The organism is Pseudomonas sp. FJ2-5-13, assembly GCF_029201605.1.
In the GTDB taxonomy this organism is placed as follows: domain Bacteria; phylum Pseudomonadota; class Gammaproteobacteria; order Pseudomonadales; family Pseudomonadaceae; genus Aquipseudomonas; species Aquipseudomonas lactis.
In genome coordinates, this window is sequence record NZ_CP104045.1 from 2,994,728 (window position 1) to 3,017,610 (window position 22,883).

16 protein-coding genes and 1 pseudogene are annotated in these 22,883 nt (G+C 58.5%); 7 read left to right on the forward strand and 10 right to left on the reverse strand.

The window, feature by feature from the left end; translation table 11 throughout:
• Positions 1-45 precede the first annotated feature (45 nt).
• The 6 genes from N2A98_RS13010 to N2A98_RS13035 form a co-directional block, all read right to left on the reverse strand.
• Entirely contained in the window at positions 46-3,885 is a 3,840-nt protein-coding gene (locus N2A98_RS13010) for a hypothetical protein (protein WP_044273868.1), read from the reverse strand.
• A gap of 359 nt (positions 3,886-4,244) precedes the next feature.
• Entirely contained in the window at positions 4,245-4,622 is a 378-nt protein-coding gene (locus tag N2A98_RS13015; protein ID WP_003217591.1) for a response regulator, read from the reverse strand.
• A gap of 78 nt (positions 4,623-4,700) precedes the next feature.
• Positions 4,701-5,894 (reverse strand): hybrid sensor histidine kinase/response regulator, encoded by a 1,194-nt coding sequence (locus N2A98_RS13020; protein ID WP_047710888.1) that lies wholly within the window; start codon positions 5,892-5,894, stop codon positions 4,701-4,703.
• Complete coding sequence (locus tag N2A98_RS13025) at positions 5,888-6,487, reverse strand: chemotaxis protein CheB (RefSeq protein ID WP_044273872.1); 600 nt, start codon at positions 6,485-6,487, stop codon at positions 5,888-5,890. The genes N2A98_RS13020 and N2A98_RS13025 overlap by 7 nt, the downstream gene beginning before the upstream one ends.
• Positions 6,484-7,299: a protein-glutamate O-methyltransferase CheR gene (locus tag N2A98_RS13030; protein WP_005788281.1), complete on the reverse strand. Its 816-nt coding sequence runs from the start codon at positions 7,297-7,299 to the stop codon at positions 6,484-6,486. The genes N2A98_RS13025 and N2A98_RS13030 overlap by 4 nt, the downstream gene beginning before the upstream one ends.
• Before the next feature lie 15 nt (positions 7,300-7,314).
• Positions 7,315-10,812 carry a response regulator gene (locus tag N2A98_RS13035; protein WP_069558457.1) on the reverse strand — a complete coding sequence of 1,166 codons (3,498 nt, stop codon included), beginning with the start codon at positions 10,810-10,812 and terminating at the stop codon, positions 7,315-7,317.
• 262 nt (positions 10,813-11,074) lie between these two features.
• On the opposite strand from N2A98_RS13035, the gene N2A98_RS13040 reads away from it, so the two are divergent.
• Positions 11,075-11,428 carry a response regulator gene (locus N2A98_RS13040; protein ID WP_032897262.1) on the forward strand — a complete coding sequence of 118 codons (354 nt, stop codon included), beginning with the start codon at positions 11,075-11,077 and terminating at the stop codon, positions 11,426-11,428.
• Positions 11,429-11,541: 113 nt separating this feature from the next.
• Complete coding sequence (locus N2A98_RS13045) at positions 11,542-12,942, forward strand: DUF1254 domain-containing protein (protein ID WP_275623569.1); 1,401 nt, start codon at positions 11,542-11,544, stop codon at positions 12,940-12,942.
• A 54-nt stretch (positions 12,943-12,996) separates the two neighbouring features.
• Here the strand turns inward: N2A98_RS13045 and N2A98_RS13050 are convergent, their stop codons facing one another.
• Both N2A98_RS13050 and N2A98_RS13055 read right to left on the reverse strand, forming a co-directional pair.
• Entirely contained in the window at positions 12,997-13,668 is a 672-nt protein-coding gene (locus tag N2A98_RS13050; protein ID WP_032897258.1) for a DUF3313 domain-containing protein, read from the reverse strand.
• A 115-nt stretch (positions 13,669-13,783) separates the two neighbouring features.
• Positions 13,784-15,139 carry a M10 family metallopeptidase C-terminal domain-containing protein gene (locus N2A98_RS13055; protein WP_275623570.1) on the reverse strand — a complete coding sequence of 452 codons (1,356 nt, stop codon included), beginning with the start codon at positions 15,137-15,139 and terminating at the stop codon, positions 13,784-13,786.
• Positions 15,140-15,361: 222 nt separating this feature from the next.
• Here N2A98_RS13055 and N2A98_RS13060 point away from each other — a divergent pair, with 222 nt between their 5' ends.
• Entirely contained in the window at positions 15,362-16,075 is a 714-nt protein-coding gene (locus N2A98_RS13060; protein WP_044273878.1) for an aspartate/glutamate racemase family protein, read from the forward strand.
• A 480-nt stretch (positions 16,076-16,555) separates the two neighbouring features.
• Here N2A98_RS13060 and N2A98_RS13065 read toward each other — a convergent pair whose 3' ends face one another.
• Positions 16,556-17,068: a GNAT family N-acetyltransferase gene (locus N2A98_RS13065; RefSeq protein WP_275623571.1), complete on the reverse strand. Its 513-nt coding sequence runs from the start codon at positions 17,066-17,068 to the stop codon at positions 16,556-16,558.
• 227 nt (positions 17,069-17,295) lie between these two features.
• Between N2A98_RS13065 and N2A98_RS13070 the strand changes: the two genes are divergently transcribed.
• From N2A98_RS13070 to N2A98_RS13085, 4 genes and pseudogenes are all read left to right on the forward strand, one after another.
• Positions 17,296-18,267, forward strand: coding sequence for a helix-turn-helix transcriptional regulator (locus tag N2A98_RS13070; protein WP_078803098.1), 972 nt, complete (start codon positions 17,296-17,298; stop codon positions 18,265-18,267).
• A gap of 97 nt (positions 18,268-18,364) precedes the next feature.
• A complete protein-coding gene (locus N2A98_RS13075) occupies positions 18,365-19,237 on the forward strand; it encodes a transporter (RefSeq protein ID WP_044273882.1) in 873 nt (290 codons plus the stop codon).
• Positions 19,238-19,258: 21 nt separating this feature from the next.
• Positions 19,259-20,411, forward strand: a pseudogene (locus N2A98_RS13080) (MFS transporter).
• Complete coding sequence (locus N2A98_RS13085) at positions 20,408-21,520, forward strand: class II histone deacetylase (protein WP_275623572.1); 1,113 nt, start codon at positions 20,408-20,410, stop codon at positions 21,518-21,520. The pseudogene N2A98_RS13080 and the gene N2A98_RS13085 overlap by 4 nt, the downstream one beginning before the upstream one ends.
• Here the strand turns inward: N2A98_RS13085 and N2A98_RS13090 are convergent.
• Positions 21,510-22,649: a glycerate kinase gene (locus N2A98_RS13090; protein ID WP_275623573.1), complete on the reverse strand. Its 1,140-nt coding sequence runs from the start codon at positions 22,647-22,649 to the stop codon at positions 21,510-21,512. The two genes, N2A98_RS13085 and N2A98_RS13090, sit on opposite strands and share 11 nt — an antisense overlap.
• Positions 22,650-22,883 lie beyond the last annotated feature (234 nt).

Here is a 22,883-nt window from a genome sequence, read left to right on the forward strand (position 1 = left end):
CAGAACTGACAGCCCTCTCGCTGTGACGAAGGGGCTGATCATGTTTTAGCTTGCCTTAAACTTTACTGGGCGATAATAAAAGGGTATTTCCTTTCCAGACCGAGAGCCGCTAATTCCTTTAGGGCCGGTTTTACTTGTACCAAGGGACAAATTCAGCTGAAGCTGATTGTAGATCCTCTGGTTAATATCAGCGGCTGAAGCCCCGGGACTGGTCAGATTTATATTGGCTTTTAAAGTACCAACGTCTTCAGGCACGACGTACGCACGAACAGGCCCTTGAAACGCCTTGACATCACGCTTTATTAATTTCCCAAAATGGCTCCCAAAAGAATTGGCAGACCCATTGGCTGAGTGACACATCAACAAGCGTACATTGTTGAACTTTTCAGGACTAATGCCCGAAGCGCGAAGATGCTCCAGCAGATCAGCGGGCGTGTTCTTCTTACCATTGAAAAACATACTCATTGGCTCATCGGTGAGCAGTTGTTTAAAATTCGGATTGACCCCATGGGCGCAGATATTAAGTCTCTCCACGCCTTTATATTTATCCACATAGCAAAAAATACCATCGCCGAGCACCTTAAAATCCTTGATTTCGCGCCCCAAGTGTAATGCGTTATCATTGGCCAGGCTTTTTTCCAGGTGATTGGTTTTTTTTCTGCGGCGTACCACTTCGCCGACGCCATCTGCGACATCGTCTGCAGTGCCCAAGCTGTCCTCAAAATACCTGGCGGTTTCAGGTGTGAAGTTTTCAAGGGGGTTGCCATAGACTTTGTTCTTGGTTACATCATAAGGTAACCATCTACCAGTCGCCTCATCGAACTTCGCCGCGACGTTCGATATCGGCGCACCGTTGACCGGTTTATAGGTGCCTATTGCAATATCGTGTCTATTGGAGAGCTTAAGTAAATCGACACTGTCGGAGGCCCCTGTCAACCTGCCAAACCACTGACGGCTTTTGGATAGCAGTCCCTCCCCCCCGTTCGTCGTCGACCGAAACAAGTTACCCACGCCGGCTGTCGATTTTCCAGCGGTGAGGTACTTTCCGAAGCGGCTTGACCCCGCGCGAGCCGCTCCACTACCCGCCTTTCCTAGCCCTGCGGTGGTAGCGTATAGCACGATATCAAAAATGATATCCGCAGCTGCATCTTTGTAATTCCCGTGTGCCAAATTCCACAAGGCAGACCCTCCGGGTATTAAACCCAGTACCAGGTTACGAAAAAACTCCTGTTTTTCTTTTTCTTGATCAAACGTTGTTACTTCGCGAGTGGAGGCCTTCACATCCTCCATGGCGTAGGATCCTATAATGTTTTTAGAGAGCAACATACCCAAAAAATTACTTCGGTCACTGGAAAATGAATCCGGTAGGAAATCTTCGTTATCTGGGACGCCCCGCACATGGGCGGCGTCATCAGAGGCCGGATGTTTTTGAATGGTATCAACGGTAAATTTTTTTCCAAGACCGCCGTACTGGATTTCCGTCTCCGGACCTTGAGGCCCCTCATGGAAGGAGTTCTTCCAGTCGTCTCGTTTTCGTAGCTCTTTGCGCTGAGGATCAAACTCATAGTAAGTTTCGACACCGTTACGAACGGTTTTAATAATCAGTGACCTGTCTTCCTGATGCCGCGAAAAACCGTCGGAATGGTGTAGAGTGCCCCCACGACCTGCGAGTGTTTCCGTACGCGTTGTCTGACCTTTTTCATAGATTTCCAAATCGCCCCATTCGATGTTTTTCCGATCTTCCAAGGGTAAGTTGGAAATAAGCTTTTTGGTCACGGTACTCCAGGCCTGCGACAAATCCTCCGCGTACTGATCGAACGCTTGGCTGTGTTTTGTTATTGGATCTGGCATCGTTAAAAGTTGGTTGATGACCGTTTCAGTAATCTTGGGGTTGGTAGAGTACCACCCCACCGTCAACCCTGCTTTTTTTGCCAAAAAAAGGTCCAGCAGTGAATAACTACCTTCCGGATCTAATGTGAGGGATGGGGTTAGTCTATAGCCATCTGTTTGAGTAACATGACTGCGGATACTTTTTTCTTCAAACGGTATGCCCTCACCGAAGTGCGCCTTGAGTTCGGCCAGTGCTATAGAGCGCTGCGTCGGGGGTGAGGACGTCAATACGTCAGCGGCGCTCAATATCTGCTGTTGCTCCTGACGGAATGCCTTCTGGGTTTCTTCCAGCTGTTCAGCGGTAGGCTCCTTTGTTATCGAGAGCTTGCCATGCGCTTTGCCCCATTCGCGAATCCCAGGCCAGGCCGTCAGCGTTTGAATCTCTTGTTCATGGTCTGTAATAGGGTCAATAGCATCGAAATTAACAATTTCGCTAAAGCTCATTCGTATAGCGGCACCCGGGCTGGTTGCTTCAATCCGGCCTACCGCAGCCTTAAGATTGAGCCAGTTAGCTGAGAGGTAGGTCACGTCGGCGGGAATATCTTTGACACATAGCTCTGGAGCGGCACGACTCAGTAGAAGCATTGCCGCGATTGGAGCGGCCTCTGGTGTGGTTTTGTTTGTCTGCAACAGATGATCGATCAGCCCTTGCTTGATGACGGACAAGGGCTGGTTATTGAACTCAGGCGCGGTGAGATTAAACCCGGCAATGTGATCGGGTTTTGCCTCAACCAGACTTTGTGAGTCCAGTGTCACAGCCAACACCGTCAACAATACTTCCCGTGGTGTGGAGTGTTGCGCCACCTGCCCCATTCGCTTTTTCAGCTCTATGCCTAATTCTTGGCCCAGACCGCTATTGAGGATCCATTGTACGGTGGCGACTGGATCCCCTTGATTGAGTACGGGCCGGGGGACCTGTTTTACCAATGCCCCCAACACATCAGCACTGCCAAGCCGAGCGTCGCTGCTCAAACCAGGCAATGGCGGCTGGTTGTCAATGACTATGCGCACAAGTTCAGACTGGTCCTCGATGGACATTGGCATGGGCCATGCCAATGCACCGGCAAAGTTTCCGTCGGTTGTTTGAGGCAATGCAGGGGAGCCCAGAACATGGATCAGATTTTTCAGTTCGTCCACATTGTTTGGCACGTGCCAGCCATTTGCATGAAGCAGGTCTTGCAGACTGGCGTCGGTTTGTTGCGTTTCTTGTTGGTAGGTTGAGTCTGGGTGGGTCGAGACCCGTGTATCGGCCAGATACCTGGCAAGGAATTCAGGATGGGCCTGGCTAAATTTCTTCAATTTCTCAAGCAACGCGAATTTGTTGACGCTATCGCCTAGCTCGCGCTTTTGCTGTTCCAGTATCTCGGGCGATTGAGCGCCAAGATCAACATAAGTATCAGCGCCCAACACATCGAATTCCTGGTTATGTTCAAGCTGCGTGGCCCGGGAGAGCACTTCTTCTTTTCTGTAAGGCAGCAGTACCTCACCGTAAAAACGAGCAATCAGAATCAACGGAGCCTGCTGTGGGCGAGTTGGCGCGTCGACGATGGAAGCCCCCAACGCTTTCACGGCCACCATGATCGGCCCCGTAGCCTCCCGCCAGCCGGGGCCTTGTTCCGAACCGCGCAATTCAGTACGTTCGCCATTGATCGTAACGGTCAGTACGTCACTGTGAGGGTTGACGGTGATGGCTTGTGAGGTATCGATATTCTTCGATTTCGCCCATTCCAAGAACGCCGGACTATGTGTAGCGTTGTACAGTTGCTGCCACCACGCGCCAAACCGCGAGTCATTAGGAATATCGTCAATTGTTTCATCGCCCGTATTTGTCTGCGTTGCTTGGCGTATAGCGCTCGCATAAAGCTCCAACAGCCGCTTATCGCCAGTTGCTCCGGTGGCTTGGGCTTGTTGTATGGGCGCCTCGATAGAAAGCGGCCGCGAGTTCGTCACCGGATCAGACAGGCGGTTGCTTGAGGAAATATTGGATAGGGTCATGGGTCAACCTTCTGAAAGTCAATTAGTCTCGTCGGTGATGAATGTGGCTCAACACCGACGAGATTAATGGGCTGAATCTGTCAGAAGGTTCCAGCTAGAACATATAAAGCAACGATATTTCGACACCGCCTTGGCAAAAGGCATTCATAACTGGCTGAAATATACTTTCGTGACATTAACCAAATTGTTACAACTTTCTTCGTCTAAAAACCAAGATGGATACGAATGTTGCCACTATCTTCTTGCTTGGTCAGTCTTTCCTCGGATGAGCAGAGTTGCTCAACCTGAAGCCCTTACTCCATCGACTGATGTTGGACTTATCCGCGAGGATTTCCCCCGCGGTAGCTGACGTTGAGAACTTAGGCAAGCAATCGCTGAATATGCTCCTGCAACGTATCCAAATCAAACGGCTTGGCCAGGATGGGCGCATTGCGCGTGATCGGGCTGTTGCAGTCGAGAATCTCCTGCGGGTAACCGCTGATAAAGATCACTTTCAGTTCCGGACGCAGCTTGATTGCAGGCTCGGCAATCTGCACGCCGGAAATCCCACCCGGCAGGCGATAATCGGTGACCATCAAGTCCAGGTGCGGCTTGGTCGCAAGGATTTCGAAGGCCTGCTCCCCGTCGATCGCCTTCAAGACCCGGTAGCCCAAGCCTGCCAGGTACTCGCCCAGCACAAACATAATGGATTCGTCGTCCTCGACGATCAGTACGACATCTTGTGCATCTTCACTCATGGGAAGCCTTTGTCCGGTCAATTGCTGCAGTTACGACCATGGGGTCACGCAGAGGTTGCGTTGGGGCGACGATTGATTTCACTCGGCCACTTCCAGGGGCAGGCACACCCGGAACAGGGCGCCCTCACCTATCTGGCTCTCGACCTCAATCGTGCCGCCATGGGCCGCCACGATCTGCTCGGAAATAAACAGGCCCAGGCCCAGACCGGCGGCGGAATGGTTGGCCGAAACCCGCTCGAACTGCTGGAAAATACGCTTCTGGTTCTCCTCGCTGATACCAATGCCGTGGTCGCGCACCTCTACCCGCGCTTCGCCATGCTCGGTATACACCCGCACCTGCACCGGGCTCTTGGCCCCGTAGCGCAAGGCGTTGGTCAACAGGTTGGTGATCACCTGCTCGATGCGGAACTCATCCCAACAGCCTTCCACCGGGCTCTCGGCCTGCAATTGCATGGACGACTCGGCGGCGGCCACTTGCGGCGCGAAGTTATCGACCAGGTTGCGCACCAGTTGCGCCAGGTCGATGGGTGCCGGGCGAATCGACAGTTTGCCGGTGCGGATACGCGACACGTCGAGCATGTCTTCGATCAGGCGGATCAGGCTCTGGATCTGGCGCTCATCGCGGTCAACCATGGCGTGCATCTTGTCCAGGGTAAACGCCGCCGCATTGTCTCGGGCCAGGTGCATCTTGCGCAGTTGGGTCTCCAGGATCAGCCCGTTGAGGGGCGTACGCACTTCGTGGGCGACAATCGACATGAAGTCGTCACGCATGCGCACCGCTTGTTCCAGCTCGGCCTGGGTGGCTTGCAGGCGGGTGAGCAGCAGCTCCTGCTCGCGACGGCTGCGCTCCAGCTCCTCGACTTGCAGCTTCATCGCCTTGCTTTGGCGATACAGGTCGACGAACACGTTGACCTTGCTCTTGACCGCATGAATATCCAGCGGCTTGTGCAGGAAGTCCACGGCGCCGCTTTCGTAGCCTTTGAAGGCGTAGTTGAGTTCGCGACCAGCGGCGCTGACGAACACGATGGGGATGTTCTTGGTCTTTTCAGTGCCGCGCATCAGTTCGGCCAGTTCGAAACCGTTCATGCCAGGCATCTGCACGTCGAGGATCGCCATGGCGAATTCATGTTCCAGCAACAGGGACAACGCCTCGTCGGCACTCAATGCCTTGAAGACCTGGCGATCCTCACGCTTGATCAGCGCCTCGAGGGCCAGCAGGTTTTCCGGCAGATCATCAACGATCAGCAGTTTGGCCTGGACAGTACTTAACATGGGGAAGGTTCCAGGGAAGCCAGCAATGAGCCGATTCGGCTCAAGGAAAGAATATAGTCCGGTGTGTGCAAGGCCAGGGCCGCCAGGGGCATGACGGCAATGCGTGCCTCTTGTGGGTCCTGCACGATGGTAATGCCACCCGATTGCTTGACGTGAGCCAGGCCGCTTGCGCCGTCCTGGTTGGCGCCGGTCAACAAAATGGCGAGCAGGCGGGGCCCATACACATCGGCCGCCGAGGAAAACAGGTAGTCGATGGCGGGTCGGGAATGGTGCACCCGGTCTTCCTGGCTCAGGGACAGGCTGCGGTCCTGCTCGACCGACAGGTGATAACCAGGCCCGGCAAAGTACAAGGTACCCGCCTCTACGGCTTCTTTGTCCCGGGCCTCCTTGACCGGGATGCTCAGGCGCCGCGCAAAGACTTCCGCCAGTTGGCTGCGGCGCTCGTCCGGCAGGTGCAGCACGGCAATGATCGGCAGGCCGAAGGTACTCGGCAGCTGGCCGAAAATACTCAGCAACGCCTCAACGCCGCCGGCGGAAGCGCCGACGACGATGGCTTCGATCCCGCGAATCGGGGTGTCTGGCGCGTCGCTCATGATTTTCGGTAGATCCGTTCCTGCTTGACCAAGGGCTCGAATTGCTTGCTGTAGGCGGAAAAATCCAGGGTTTCCTTGCTGCCCAGCACCAGAAAGCCGCGATGACACAGCGACTCATGAAACAAGCCAAACGCTCGATCTTGCAATTTTTTATTGAAATAAATCAATACGTTACGACATGAAATTAATTGAGTTTCTGAAAATACGCTGTCGGTCGCCAGGCTGTGATCGGCAAAGGTCACGTTCTCGCGCAATGTCTTGTCGAAGATCGCGTAATCGTAAGCCGCTGTGTAGTAGTCGGCAAATGAACGTTGCCCGCCGGCCTGCTGATAATTGGCGGTATAGGCGCGCACGTTCTCCAGGGAAAAGATGCCCTGCTTGGCTTTTTCCAGCGACGCCGGGTTGATGTCCGTGGCGTAGATGATGGTGCGCTCCAGCAAGCCTTCTTCACGCAGCAGGATGGCCATGGAGTAAACCTCCTCGCCCGTGCTGCAGCCAGCGATCCAGATCTTGATCGACGGGTAGGTCTTGAGCAACGGCACCACTTCCTGGCGAATCGCGAGGAAGTGCGACGGGTCGCGAAACATCTCGCTCACCGGGATGGTCAAGAACTGCAGCAACTGCATGAACGCGGCCGGGTCGTGCAACACGCGCTCTTGCAGTGCGGAGATGGTCGCGCAGTCGAACTGGCGCAAGGCATGGGCCACACGGCGTTTGACCGACGCGCCCGAGTAGTCGCGAAAGTCATAGCTGTACTTGAGGTAAATCGCCTCGATCAACAGGCGCAGCTCAATATCGCTGCTTTTATCCAAGAAACACTGCTCCACTTAAATGCGTTCCATCTTCGGTAGCCATACGCGAATCAGTGAGAACAGGCGGTCCAGGTCAATCGGCTTGGCCAGGTAATCGTTTGAGCCTGCTGCCAGGCAACGTTCCTGATCGTCCTTCATGGCCTTGGCCGTCACGGCAATGATTGGCAGTTTTTTCCAGCGTGGGTCCTGGCGGATCAAGGCCGTGGCCTCGTAACCGTCCATCTCCGGCATCATCACGTCCATCAGCACCAGGTCGATATCGTCCACTTCATTGAGTCTGTCGATGGCTTCCTGGCCGTTACGCCCGATCACCACCACGGCACCTTTGTGCTCCAGGGCGCTGGTCAGGGCGAAGATATTGCGCACATCGTCGTCCACCAGCAGGATTTTGCGCCCTTCGAAGACCTTGTCGCGGCTGCGGGCGGTCTTGAGCATCTTCTGGCGGTCATGGGACAACTGGGATTCGACTTTGTGCAGAAACAGCGTGACTTCATCGAGCAGGCGCTCGGGCGAGCGCGCGCCCTTGATGATGATCGAGCGTGAATACTTGCGCAGTTCGGCCTCTTCGTCCCGGGTCAGGTTGCGCCCGGTGTAGACGATCACCGGCGGGAACGAGCAGATATCCTCGGTGGCCATGCGCTTGAGCAACTCGTTGCCGAGCATGTCCGGTAGCTTGAGGTCGATGATCATGCAGTCGTAGATATTGCTGCGCAGCAGGTCGAGCGCCTCCTGGGCAAAGCCTACGGCGGTGATCTCGATGTCATCGTCGCCGATCAGGCGGGCAATGCTATCGCGCTGCAGGTCATCGTCTTCCACCAGCAGGATGCGCTTGACCTTCTGGGTCAACTTGGCTTCCAGGCGTGCGAACACGTCCTTGAGCTCTTCGCGGGTGGTGGGCTTGACGGCATAACCGATGGCGCCCATGTGCATGGCGGCTTCGACGCGGTCTTCCACGGAAATCACGTGCACCGGGATGTGGCGCGTGTTGGCGTGTTCCTTGAGGCGCTGCAGCACGGTCAGCCCGGAATGGTCGGGCAGGCGCATATCCAGCAGGATGGCGTCGGGGATGTACTGCTCGGCAAGGCTGTAGCCCTCGTCGGCACCGTGGGCGACCAGGCAGTGGTAACCCAGCTCGTGGGCAAGGTCGAACAGAATGCGCGCAAAATTCGGCTCATCTTCCACCACCAAAATGCAGCGGGTGCTGAACGGCGCCTTTTCGCGGTCGTCGGCAAAGCGTGGGATCAGCTTGGCGTCGGCCACCGGCAATGGCGACACCTTGACGGGCGCCGGTGCCGGCGCGACCACCACTTGGCGCGGGGGCTCGATCGGCGCCGCGTCCTCGTCGCGTTCGACGTACTGTTCGGGCAATACCAGCGTGAAAATACTGCCTTTGCCCGGCTCGCTGGTCACGCTGATATAGCCGCCCAGCAAGGTGGCCAGGTCACGGGAGATCGACAAGCCCAGGCCCGTACCGCCGTAACGGCGATTGGTGGTGCCGTCGGCCTGGCGGAAGGCTTCGAAAATGCTTTCCTGTTGGTCCGGGGCGATACCAATGCCGGAATCGCGCACCGTGAAGGCAATGCCCTCCCCCGGCGCACGGGACACCGACAAGCTGACCTCGCCCTGTTCAGTGAACTTGATGGCGTTGGACAACAGGTTCTTGAGGATCTGCTCCAGACGCTGGCGATCGGTAAACAGCAGGGTTGGCGAGCCTTGCTGCACGTCCACCTGGAAGCCCAGTTTGCGGTCCATTGCCAGCGGCTCGAACATGCCGCGCAGGCCATCCACCAGGCGCTCGACGCTGGCGTTTTCCGGGCGTACTTCCAGCTTGCCGGCTTCGACCTTGGAAATATCCAGGATGTCGTTGATCAGGTTGAGCAAATCATTGCCGGCCGAATAGATTGACTCAGCAAACTTGACCTGCTCGGCACTGAGGTTTTCCTGGGGGTTATCTGCTAGCAGTTTGGCCAGGATCAGCGAGCTGTTCAGCGGTGTGCGCAGCTCGTGGGACATGTTGGCCAGGAATTCGGACTTGTACTTGCTGGAACGCTGCAGCTCATCGGCGCGGTCTTCCAGCTCCAGTTGGGCCTGGTTCAGTTCGATGTTCTTGCGGTCCATGGCGTCGCGCTGTTCGGCCAGGGTCTGGGTCTGTTCGGCCAGTTGCTCGTTGGTCTGCTCCAGCTCGGCCTGTTGAGTTTCCAGGTGGGCCTGGGACTCCTTGAGGATGCGCGACTGCTCTTCCAACTCTTCGTTGGCGGTCTTGAGTTCTTCCTGCTGCACTTGCAGTTCTTCGTTGAGCTGCTGGGTCTCGGCCAGCACTTCCTGCAAGCGCTGGCGATAGCGCGCGGCTTCGATGGAGGTGCCGATATTGCCGGCGATCAGTTCCAGCAGTTCAATATCACGCTCATCCAGCGGGCGCAGGAAACCCAGCTCGACCACACCGTTGACGCGGTCGTCATCGCTGGTGGGTACCACCAATACGCTGCGGGTGGCGCCCTCGCCCAGTCCCGAGCTGACCTTGAAGTAATCCACCGGCACATCGTCCAGGCGAATCAGGCGATCCAGTTGGGCGGCCTGCCCGACGATGCCCTCATCACTGTAGATCGACTGTTCCAGCTGTTCCTGCTCGCGTGAAAAGCCATAAGTGGCCACGCGCTTGAGGCCGCCGTGTTCTTCGCGCACGTACAGCGCCGCGACGGCAGAGCCCATGTATTGGGCGAAGAACTGCAGGATATTGCGCCCCAGCATGTTCAGGGTCAGTTGGCCCAGCACTTGCTCGGCCAGCTCGGTCTGGCCATTGCGCAGCCAGGCGGTTTGCTCCAGGCGCCGTGCAATCTTCTGTTGTGACGCGATGTTTGCACTGTAACTCTTTGAAAGCGAGATTAAATTCTTCCGGCCAATGTAGGCCAGAAACCCACTCAGCCCCAGTACAAACAGCAAATACAGCGTGACACTGATCACCGTCGTGCGGGTGACCTCGGCATTACGGGTGATACGGAACTGCTGTTCCATCGCCACCGCGTCTTCGTATTCCTTGCGAATCTCATCGGTAAGCCGTTTGCCCCGGCCCGCCTTGACAGCGCCCCGGTAATCGCCGCTGTTGCGCTGCAATTCAATCATCGATTGCGCGTAGTTGTTCCATTCGGTCTGCAAGGTTTCCAAGCGCTTGAGCCGGTCAACCTGCTGCGGGTTGTCGGCTACCAGGTCCTGCAGGTTGCGCAGGTCGGCAATGATCCGCGGCTTGGCCACTTCGTACGGGTCAAGGAAATGCTCGTCACCCGTGATCAGGAACCCGCGCATACCTGTTTCCAGGTCAACCGTCAGTTTGGACGTCTCATTGAGGTTGTTAATGACGCGGTCGGTGTGCTCCACCCACTGGATCACCGAAAGCAAATAGGTAATCAGGCAGACGAAAAACACCGCGCTGAGCACGCCCACGCCCAAAGGCAGGGCCACGTTGCGGCTCAGCAGGGTACGAAAGCTTTTTTCATCGACGGACGACGCGGGTGTCATGGGCATGCCTTGGCCAAATGCGGAAAAGCCGCAAGTTTGCCCGAACAACCTGGCGAAAAGCTATGTTTGTGCGTTGATTGCCTGCGGATGCGGTCAAGCGCGTGGCGCCGGTACCTTTGTGAGTCAGTACGCAAGCTGACGGGACTTTTTGCGCCGCTAAGGTCACAATGCCAGCAATTGCTTCGGAACTTGCTGGCATTGTTATCACTCACAATCTTGTTGCCTTTAAGCCCAGCGCCCTCACTGTTCAGGAAAGTTCACTATGTCCCACGCCTCCACCATCCTTGTAGTCGAAGACGACGCCATCGTGCGCATGCTGATCGTCGATGTCCTCGAAGAGTTGGAGTTCAGGGTGCTTGAAGCCGCAGACGCTGAGCAAGCGTTGGAAGTGGTGAAAGATACTGCCCAGATCATCGACCTGATGATGACCGACGTCGGCCTGCCCGACATGGACGGTAAACAACTGGCAACCAAAGCTCGCGAACTGCGCGCCACCCTGCCGATTCTGTTTGCCAGCGGCTATGCCGAAAATATTGATGTACCCGCCGGTATGCAGGTGATTGGCAAGCCGTTCTCGATCGATCAATTGCGTGACAAAGTCAAATCCATGCTGTAACGCTCCTCCCCCGCGTCCTTTGCAGAGATTAACGTGACGTCCGGCCAATAAAACAGGAAACTCAGCGCCTTCACGCCACGCTCTCAAATAGCATTCAGGAAGGACGCAACAACATGATTGGAAAACCGACGCGCCTGCTGTTGGCGAGCCTCTCGATTTTCATGAGCTCCGGCGCCTGGGCTGACTTCACCGCAAGCCCCAGCGAAGCCCGGGCCATCGCCAAGGAAGCCTACCTGTACGGCTTCCCCGTGGTGCAGATGTACAAGACGCTCTACACCCAGGCCGTTGATAAAGGCGGTGCCCACTTCAAGGCGCCCTTCAACCGTATCGACAACAGCGCCCAGGTGCTTACCCCCAAGGACAACGCAGTTACCACCCCGAACGTCGACACGCCCTACTCGTTCGTATGGATGGACCTGCGCAAAGAACCTTTAGTGCTGACCCTGCCCAAGATTGAAGACAACCGTTACTACTCAGTGCAGTTGATCGACCTCTATACGCAGAATTTCGCTTACCTGGGTACCCGCAGTACCGGCAATAACGGCGGTCACTACATGATCGCCGGGCCTGACTGGAAAGGTCAGCAGCCGGTGGACATCGACCGTGTGGTCTACAGCGAAAGCAACATCGCCTACGCCCTTTACCGTACGCAGCTGTTTGATGACAAAGACTTGGGCAAGCTCAAGCAGATCCAGAGCGGCTACAAGGTCCAGGCGCTGAGCAGTTATGTGAAGCAACCCGCGCCCGCTAATGTGCCGAAGATCCAATGGCCCAAGCCGATGGCGACCATGACCGAAGGCCCGCAACTGTTTCGCTACCTGAATTTCATGCTGGCCTTTGCCGCGCCCCAGGACAGTGAAAAAGACCTGCTGACGCGCTTTGCCAAGATCGGTATCGCCCCGGGCGCGCCGTTCAAGGTAAACCAGTTGACTGCCGAGCAGCGCAAGGCCCTGGAGGACGGCATCGCCGATGGCCGCGCCGAATTCGCCGCGTTCAAGAAGGCCAAGATCGATACCCACCAAGTGACCGGCGCTGACCTGTACGGCAGCCGCGACCACCTGCAAAACAACTACCTGTACCGCTACGCCGGTGCCGAGTTGGGAATGTTCGGCAACTCCAGTGATGAAGCTGCGCACTTGAGCTACGTCATCGACAGCGAGGGCAAGCCAGCCAATGGTGCGCGCCACAGCTACACCGTGCATTTTGCCAAGGACCAGTTACCGCCGGCCGATGCGTTCTGGTCGCTGACGATGTACGACGCCAAGACTAAATCGCTGGTGCCCAACCACAAGAAGCGCTACCTGATCAATTCGCAGATGCTGCCAACCCTCAAGCTTGACGCCGATGGTGGCTTGACCCTGGCGCTGCAACACCACGAGCCTCCCAAGGCTGAGCAGAGCAACTGGTTGCCGGCCCCGCCCGGCCCGTTTTATGCGGTATTGCGCATTTACCTGCCCAAGCCTGAAGTCGCTAGCGGCCAGTGGAAGCTACCAGCGTTGACGCCGCTTAAATAATCACGGCGAATAAAAAAGCGCGGCGGGCGATAACCCGCCGCGCTTTTTTTTGACTCAGTGTTTTTTCAGTTTCACGTAAGACTGGTGCAGGTCCGACGCCCAGCCGTCGATGACGCTTTTCACATCGTCGGCCTTCATCACCTGGGAGTCATTGGCCAGCGGCTTGCCGGTGCCTTTGCGCACCACTTGGGCCAGTACTTTATTGGTAGCGCCATCGAGGAACTGCGCCTCGGTGCCCAGGGTGGTTTCCTGGTCGCGAATGCCGGTGCCGGTGCTCACTGCCGCGGCTACCAGGGCGACGGGAATAAACTCATAAGGCTTGAGGCTTTCGGTCTTGCTGCTCACGGCGGTAATCGCCGCCCTTACCACGATCACCCCTGGGCCTGGGGCATTGGCCACGGGCAGTGACTGGGCCAGCTCGCGCTTGAGCGCCTGGTTGTAATAGTCGTTGATGCCGCGCAACGTGCTCTCGGGAATCCGGGAGGTGGCCTGGGGCTTGGGGTAGAACTGGGTAGGCTCGATGTACACCGCCGTGTAGCGGCTCAAGTCCAGTTGTGGATCAACCCAGCGCATCACCTCTGCCCCCGACGGTGACTTGGCTTCCTTGAGCTGGCTGTAGTTGGAGAGGAACCCTGAGTATTCATTCGGTTGCACCACCTTGCTCGCGCAACCGGCCAAACCGAGCGAGGCAACGCACAGTGTGCCGATCATTAGCCTTAGCTTCATTAGTGAACTCCCTGGCGACCATCATCGTAAGAATGAGTTATAGGTATAGCCAATACTTGGGCAGCGCACCTAATTTCGCTCGGAGCACGCCAATACATGCGTCAACACATTCAGGTCAAGGATGGAAATCGGAACGCACGATTCGCCCACTTATACTCATCATGAAGTCGTCTTTTTTGTCGCCATCGAAATCGAAACGCAACAAGGTCAGATGATGGCTGCGATAATATTCCTGGGTGACAGTGAGTCGTGGGTGAGCTGCGCGCAGGGCTGAAATATCCAATTTATCCTTGCCGCTGACAAAGTCCGTTATAGCTGTGTTTTCAAAGCTGGCGGATGAGTCGTTCGCGCCGATAACGAAGGTATTTTTACCAGGCCCGCCTGACAGCCTGTTGAAGCCAGAGTTCGCCTTGACATAAAGAATGTCATCGCCCTTGCCGCCCTCCAGTTCGTTATCCGAGTCATTCCCAATAAGAATGTCGTTGCCAGCACCGCCAATAGCCCGTTCGATGGTGACGCCGTTGGCGATCGAGACGTTGCCTATGCCTCCCCCTACATTCGAGAAGCTGCCCGATCTCAAATTGATAACCTGATCTTGCTTGAATGCGGAAAAATCGAATGTGTCTCTACCTCCGGCGTCCCATACACAAAACACCGGTAAATCATCGGCCGACTCCAATTTGAATACTTCACGATCGGCATTTGAATTGAATCCATACGTCGTATCTGCCGTACGCGTTTGGAGGTTCGCCCCGAATTTATCTTGCATGACGGCGATATCATCCATCATCGGTGTACTTGAATATTGATTGTCTTGGCCATGCGATTTATTAAAGCGATGGTCTGAGCGGGTTTCCAGAAAAGGACTCCTGACCGTGTAAGCCAGCGTATTTTCCGCATACTTATTTTCCGGTGTTGCGGACGTCGGGTCAGGAAGCCCCACTTTAAAGGCCGCAGCCTTTGCAATGACGTGACGGCCAAAATTATTGGGTTTTTCCAGCCCATCGGCATGGCTCTGGGTCAGCGTTACCTGCACCCTGCCGGGCTCGTCATCGGACACCGGTGCATACCAAGGGGCTTGCCACTTAAAGCTGCCATCAACCTTAAACTGCATATGATGGGATTGTGCATTGGCAGACTCTTTGAACCGGATATTTGCAGCATCGCTGAAATTATTCAGGGTCTCACGGATGACGCCTTTTTGTGTTTCTGTGAACGGGCTGGTTGTGGCGCCCGTTTCGGGACGATTGGAGAAGTCATAGGTCACCTCTGCGGAGTCCCCGGAACTCAGTGAACCCGCAAATCCGTCTGCACGTTGTGACCTCTCTAATACTTGGTCCGTGGACAATGAAACTTGGCGATGTTTAATTTGATTGCCGCGGTCGCCTGAATGAGCAATCTCGACGACAGTCCTGTGTGCGTCGCTGGTGGCGTATGCCCTTGCCAAAGCAGTGTTCGGATCAATATTCATGAGGTAGTCCTAAGGGAACTGGGATTTTTCTACTCGTCTGGCGGCAGGCCAGTGACCTGCGTATAGGTGGTATTGCTACGCTAAACAGTTCCCGAACTGACCTCACCATTGAGGCGCGGCTCGCCTAGTCGCGTTGGCAAACATTCACCCGGGCGTGCGGCCTTCAAATGAACCGCCTTCGTTGTGTAAGGTGAAGCCTTATCCTCTTATCCGGAGCATTACATGCGCACCATCGGCCTTATCGGCGGCATGAGCTGGGAGTCCAGCGCCGAGTATTACCGCCTTATCAACCAGCGCGTGCGCGACCAGCTCGGCCCGCTGCGGTCGGCGCAAGTGTTGATGTTCAGCGTGGATTTCGGCCCGGTGGAACAGGCTCAGCATGCCGGGCGTTGGGACGATGCCGCGCTGATCCTGGAAGATGCCGCGCGACGCTTGCAGGCCGGGGGTGCTGATTGTGTGGTGCTGTGTACCAACACCATGCATTTAGTGGCTCCGCGCATTGAGGCGGCGGTGTCGATTCCCTTCCTGCATATTGCTGATGCCACGGCGACGGCGGCTCTGGAGGCCGGGACCTTGACGGTGGGCTTGCTGGGTACCGCGTTCACCATGGAGCAGGATTTCCTCAAGTCCCGCCTTGCCGCCCAAGGGCTCAACGTGCTGGTGCCAGACGCGGATGAACGCAAGGCGGTGCACCGAATCATCTATGAAGAGTTGTGCGTGGGCGTCATCAGTGACGCCTCGCGCCAGGTGTATCAGCGGGTGATCCAGGCACTCGCGGCACGCGGCGCCCAGGCGATCATCCTCGGCTGCACGGAAATTTGCTTGCTGATCCAACCGGAGCACAGCGCCCTGCCGCTGCTTGACACTACCGCGCTGCATGCGCAGGCCGCGGTGGGGTTTGCCTTACAGGGCACAGGTATCGCCACCACTTTTTAGCCGCTACCTAAACCCAATATCCTGGTCGGCTGTCAGGCCCCCTTCGCGAGCAAGCCCGCTCCCACAGGGGATCTGTGCCAAGCGCTGATTTTGTGGGCAATGCATAACCCGTGTGGGAGCTGGCTTGCCTGCGAAGGCGGTGGTTCAGTTAAAGATTCAGCGGCTGACACGCCGCTATCGCGGGCAAGCCCGCTCCCACAGGGGATCTGTGCCGGGCGCTGATTTTGTGGGCAATGCATGACCCGTGTGGGAGCTGGCTTGCCTGCGAAGGCGGTGGTCCAGTTAAAGATTCAGCGGCTGACACACCGCTATCGCGGGCAAGCCCGCTCCCACAGAGGATCTGTGCCAAGCGCTGATTTTAGGGGCGATGCATAACACGTGTGGGAGCTGGCTTGCCTGCGAAGGCGGTGGTTCAGTCAAAGATTCAGGGACTGACACACCGCTTTCATCGAAGTTGTATAGATCCCTATGCTTACCGGATCAAGCCAATGTGCGCAGGCGCGCCATGCTGAGGGTGTCGACAAACACACCATCACGCAGGGCATAGTCGCGCAACCGCCCTTCCACTTCGAAGCCGAACTTGCGGTACAGGTTGTGCGCAGCTTCGTTGTCGGCGTAGACCGTCAATTCCACACGGCGCAGTTTCATCCAGTTGTCGGCCACCTCCAGCGCGGCCGCCAACAGCCGCGAACCGACGCCCTTGCCCTGCCAGGCGGGCGCCACGCCCATACCCAATGAGCCAACGTGGCTCTGGCGTACGCGCAGGTACTGCTCAAGTCCCAATTGGCCAATCACCTCAGCGCCCTGCAACGCCACCAGTTGCAGGCGCCGCTCGTTATCCATCACCAGGCGCTTGCGCCACATCTCAACCGACTGAAAAGGCATTTGCAGCACCTGACGGCACACAGCCGGTTCGTTGTAGAGCGCGGCGACGCCCTCTAGGTGGGCCTCGGTAAAACGCTGGATCACGATAGATGCTTCAGGCACGTGCATTGCTTTTCATCCTATGAAAGACAGGTGGCCGGCCAGTGTAGAGGCTAAGTCGCCCACCTGACGAGCCGGAGTTTTCTCACGGGCCAACCAGCACCATCCTGCATCTGAACGATGGCGATCCCTGCGCGCAGCGCCGATACTCAGCCCAGGCCCTGCCCCGTCAACCCGACGCTTTGGCCTTCACCCTGTGACGAGAACAACAAAAAAAGTCCCACAGAGGAACACCCATGAACCGTCTCGATCCCGCGAGCCTGTTACAGGCTTTCAGCACCCTGACCCTGGACCTGCAACGCCTGGCCCAACACCAGGACATCGAACACTTTCAACACCATGCCCTGGCGCGCCTCAACCACTTGCTGGCCTTCGACAGTGCCTGGTGGGGGCGCTCGGCGGTCATCGACGGGGTGCCGCACGAACACAACAGCTACCTCCACCAGTTGCCCCCCGACTATCTGGCGGACTGGCAGTCGATCCGTCATCTGGACGTGACCGTTGCCCGGGTGCATGCCTCGCCCGGCGAGGCGGTGATCATCGATATGCGCGACCCCGCCAACGGCAGCGCCTTGAACTGGTTGGGGCAACGCCACGGCTTGGGTGAATTGCTCTGTGTGATCCATATCGACGCGCAAACCCACCTCAGCCACCACCTGACGCTCTACCGCCAGCCCACCGCGCCCACGTTCAACGCGCAGGATTGCCAGTTGCTCAATAACCTGATGCTGCACCTGGTGGCGGCGGTCTCGGCGAACCAGATCCGCACCTTGGTGGCCATGCGTGAAACCCTGACCAGCCCGCGCAATCTCGCCCTGGCGGTATGCGACCCACGGGGAGTGTTGCAATGCGCCGAGCGCGGGTTTGTCGACCTGCTGCTCAGCGAATGGCCGCAATGGTGTGGCCCCACCCTACCGGTGCCGCTGGACGAGCGCGGGCATGACGGCAAGCACATCCATATCCAGGTGTCCCCCGTGGGCGACCAATTGCTGCTGGCCGCGCGCCTCAACCGCGCCCTGCCCCAGCTCAGCCCACGGGAAAACGATGTGGCCCAAGGCTTTGGCGAGGGCAAGACCTACAAGGAAGTGGCCCGCGACCTTGGACTCTCACCCAATACCGTGCGCCACCATATTCGCGCCATCTACACCAAGCTCGGCGTCAAGGACAAGGCACGCATAGCGCACCTGGTGCACGCCCCGCCCGACTGACCCTGCCCGTTTCTCCCACGGTTTACCACGGTCGTTTTTTAACGGTCACGGGCTGCTGTTGCCCTTTTTTCGGCCTTCTCACACGAGACGCTTCTTCATGACTTCCACATGCTTACGTAACCTGACAGCGCTGTGCGCCACCCTGCTCGGCCTCGACAGCCAGGCGGCCGACCTCAACGCCCGCGACTTTTTCGCCGCCCCACCGGGTACCAGCCTGGGTGTGTTGTACCTGCCCGCCACACGTGCCGGGGATTTCCATGGCCCCGCCGACAGCACCGGCAAGGCCGACCTGCGGGTCAACGCCGTGGCTTACCGCCAGGTGTATTTCACCGACGCCTGCGGCACGCTGTGCACGCCGCAATTCATCCTGCCCTTTGCCGACATCAACGCACGCCTGCCCGGCGCCAGCCAACGCAGCCGCGAGCGCGGCCTGGGCGACCCACAGGTGGGCGGCACGCTGTTTTTCGTCAATGACCCAACCTCGCGTACCTACAGCGGCCTGTTGAGCCTGATCACCGTGCCGGTGGGTGAGTACCACAGTCAAAACCCGGACGTGTCCCCCGGTGCCAATCGCTGGGGCGCCACCTTTGTCTACAACTACACCCACGGCATCGGCGAAAAATGGGTACTGGAAGCCAACCTGGAAGCCCAGCTCTATGGCCGCAATGACGATTACTTTGGCAGCGAACTCAAGCAAGCCCCGCTGTATCGCTTGCAGGCCTTCGCCTCGTATGACTTCAGTGCCGCCACTTACGGCGCTCTGCGCCTGATCCAGGCCGACGGTGGCGCGTTGCGCCTCAACAACCGCCGCCTCGACGACACCCACAAACGCTATACCCAAGTCGGCTTCGAACTCGGGCATTGGCTCGACCGGCAAAACCAACTGATGGTCAGCCTTTCGCAAAACGTTGCGGCTTCCAATGGCTACGCCGGCACCGAGGCGTTGTTACGCCTGGTGCATGTGTTCTGACCCCTTTCCTGGAGCTTGAAAATGCCCATTTCCACCCCTGCAATGACGGCACGGCTGGCGGCGATCGTGCTGTTTGCCGCCCTCACCCCGACCATCCTGATGACCGCTCCGGCCGTGGCCGCGCAGTTAGCCAGCCAGTGGCAGCTGAGCCCGGCGCGCATTGGCGACTTGTTTTCCGTGGAACTGGGCGCCATGAGCCTGGCGACCTTGCCCGCCTGGTGGTGGCTCAAGCGGGTTGACTGGCGCACCGCCGCCCGGGTCGCCGCGCTGTTGTTCATTGCCGCTAACCTGCTGTCGATGCTCGCCGACACCTACGCCGTGCTGCTGGTGCTGCGCGGTGCCAGCGCCCTGGCCGGCGGCTCGTTGATGATCCTCTGCCTGGCCAGTGCCGCCACCACCGCCAACCCCAGCCGGGTGTACGGCTTATGGGTGATGGGGCAGTTGGTCGTCGGGGCCCTCGGCCTGGTGGCGCTGCCTGGCTTGTTCGAACGGTTTGGCTTGAATGCCTGCTACCTGATCCTGGCGGGGTTGATGACCCTGCTGCTGCCATTGGCGCGGGCTTTTCCCGCCGGTAGCCCAGCGTTGCCGGCCAACCGCGAGCCGGTATTGCCTGGCTCACGCTGGAAAGCCGCCCTGGGGGTTGGCGCGGTTCTGGCCTTTTACATCAGCCTCGGGGGGGTGTGGACCTTTATCGGTGCCCTGGGCGCCAGTGCCGGGATTTCTGCGCAGCACAGTGGCGAAATCCTCGCCATCGCCACCGTGATGGGCATTGCCGGGGCCGCAAGCGCCTCACTGATCGGCGCTCGCCTGCCCCGTGGCGCGCTGTTGTTGCTGGGCTACACGTCAATGGCAACAGCGGTGATCCTGTTGCTCGGCCAGCCTGCATTACTGCGGTTCGCCCTGGCCGCCCTGCTGTTCAAATTCACCTGGACCTTCATCCTGCCGCTGATCCTGGCCTGCCTGGCCGACCTCGATCACAGCGGCAAGCTGATGAACCTCCAACCTGGTCATCGGCGGCGGCCTGGCCATCGGCCCGGCGCTCGCCGGCCGCCTGATCGAAGCCAGCGGCGGGTTCAGCCTGTTGCTGCTCGGTGCAGCCGCTATCACCTTGCTGTCCCTGGTGATGATCGTCGCCAGCCGTCCCCACTCCCCCACTGAACTGGAACCGGTATGAACCTGACCACCGCATTTTTTTTCGACGAAATGAGCCTGTGGCACAGCGCCGGCGCCCATGCGCTGACCCTGCCCGTGGGCGGCTGGGTGCAGCCGCCGGCCGGCAGCGGGCATGCCGAATCACCGGAGACCAAGCGCCGCTTGAAAAGCCTGTTGGATGTCTCCGGACTGAGCCGCCACCTGCACCTGCATAGCGCGCCGCCCGCCAGTGAAGAGGACCTGCTGCGCGTCCACAGCCGCGCTTACCTGCAGCGTTTCAAGGCATTGAGCGATGCCGGCGGCGGTGAGCTTGGCCCCCAGGCACCGATAGGACCTGGCAGCTATGAGATCGCGCAACTGTCCGCCGGTTTGACCCTGGCCGCCGTCGACGCGGTGCTCAAGGGCCAGGCGCACAACGCCTATTCGCTGTCGCGGCCACCGGGGCATCACTGCCTGGCAGACAGCGCCATGGGCTTTTGCTTTCTCGCCAACATCGCCATTGCCATCGAGGCCGCCAAGGCCCGCAACGGGCTGGGCAAAGTCGCCGTGATCGACTGGGATGTGCACCACGGCAACGGCACGCAGTCGATCTTCGAAGAACGGGCCGATGTGTTGACGATTTCCCTGCACCAGGACGGCTGCTACCCGCCCGGTTACAGCGGCGAGCAGGATCGCGGCCGGGGCGCCGGCCTGGGAGCCAACATCAATATCCCGTTGCCGCCAGGCAGTGGTCACGCCACCTACCTACAGGCCATGGAGCGCATCGTGCTGCCCGCCCTGGAGCGCTTCGAACCGGAGTTGATCATCGTTGCTTGCGGTTATGACGCCAACGCCGTCGACCCGCTAGCGCGCATGTTGCTGCACAGCGAATCATTCCGGTTAATGACCCGCGCCCTGCGTCTGGCAGCCGATCGCTTATGTCAGGGCCGCCTGGTGCTGGTGCACGAAGGCGGCTACAGCGACGCCTATGTGCCGTTCTGCGGCTTGGCGACCCTGGAGGAATTGAGCGGCGTGCGCACAGCGGTGCAAGACCCGATGCTTGAGTTTGTGCAATTGCAGCAACCCGGTGCGGCGCTGCAGGGGTTTCAAGAGCAGTGGGTGGAGCAGCTGGCGCGCGGGGTCAGCGAGTAGCTGCCAGGCGCCATACCCGCGCAATGCCCGAGGCCCGCTCACTCAACAGGCGCGGGGCCTCATGGCAGGCCTGCTCAAGTGACATCGGCCCCGACGGCAAGGCGAACGCTGCATCCACACCATGAGCGTACATCTGCTCGTAGCCGTCGCCCAAGGTGCCCGCGATCACGATCACCGGCACGCCATGTCGCTGGGCAATGCGCGCCACGCCAAACGGGGTTTTGCCACGCAGGGTCTGGGCGTCGAAGCGGCCTTCGCCGGTGATGACCAGATCGGCGCCACGCACCGCTTCATCCAGGCCAACCAGTTCAGCCACCACCTCGACCCCCGGACGAAACTGTGCACCGAGGAACGCCTTGGCGGCAAAGCCCAGACCACCGGCGGCGCCGCTGCCGGGTTCGTCGCGCACATCCTGGCGCAGCACCTGGGCGCAATGGTCGGCGAAGTGGCCAAGGGCAGCGTCCAGTTGTGCCACTTGCTCGGGGCTCGCGCCTTTTTGCGGGCCAAAAATCGAAGACGCTCCGTGAGGGCCGCACAGGGGATTGTTGACGTCGGCGGCGATTTCAAAACGCACCTGTGCCAGGCGCGGGTCCAGCTGCTCAAGGCTGATATGGGCCAGGCGTGCCAACGCCACCCCACCCGCCGGCAGTGGCTGGCGTTCGCTATCCAATAGCTGCACGCCAAGGGCCTGCATCGCCCCCGCCCCGCCATCGTTGGTGGCACTGCCGCCAATCGCCAGGATAATGCGCTGCGCCCCGGCATCCAGCGCGGCGCGGATCAACTCACCGGTGCCGTAGGTGGTACTTGAACACGCGTCGCGCTGCCCCGGCGCGACAAGTTGCAAGCCGCTGGCCTCGGCCATCTCGATCATCGCCGTGTGGCTGTCGGCCAGCCAGCCCCAACGCGCTTCGACGCCGTCTCCCAGCGGGCCTCGAACAGTGTGCCTACGCAGCTCACCCTTACACGCAGCGAGCACCGCATCCACCGTGCCCTCACCGCCATCGGCCATCGGGCATTGAAGCACGTGCGCAGCCGGCCAGACCTGGGCCCACCCCTCGGCAATCGTCTGGGCGACGCCTGCGGCACTCAGGCTGTCTTTGAATGAATCGGGGGCGATCACGACTTTCATGGGCTTTCTCCGGTTTTTATAACGCCCATGCTGCCAGTTGGCTGGGGCAATGACGCGGGGCCGATGCACAAGTGTGGGGCGGGTTTGTTGTTCATTCCCACAAAGTGAAACGCCGCGATAAATAAACGCCAAACCTATGGGCTCGCTTGTTTGATCTATCTGTCAGTAACGACTTGCAGCAGTGTAGGACGCATCTTTAATGCGCACGCTCCCTTGAGGCTCGCAATTGCACGC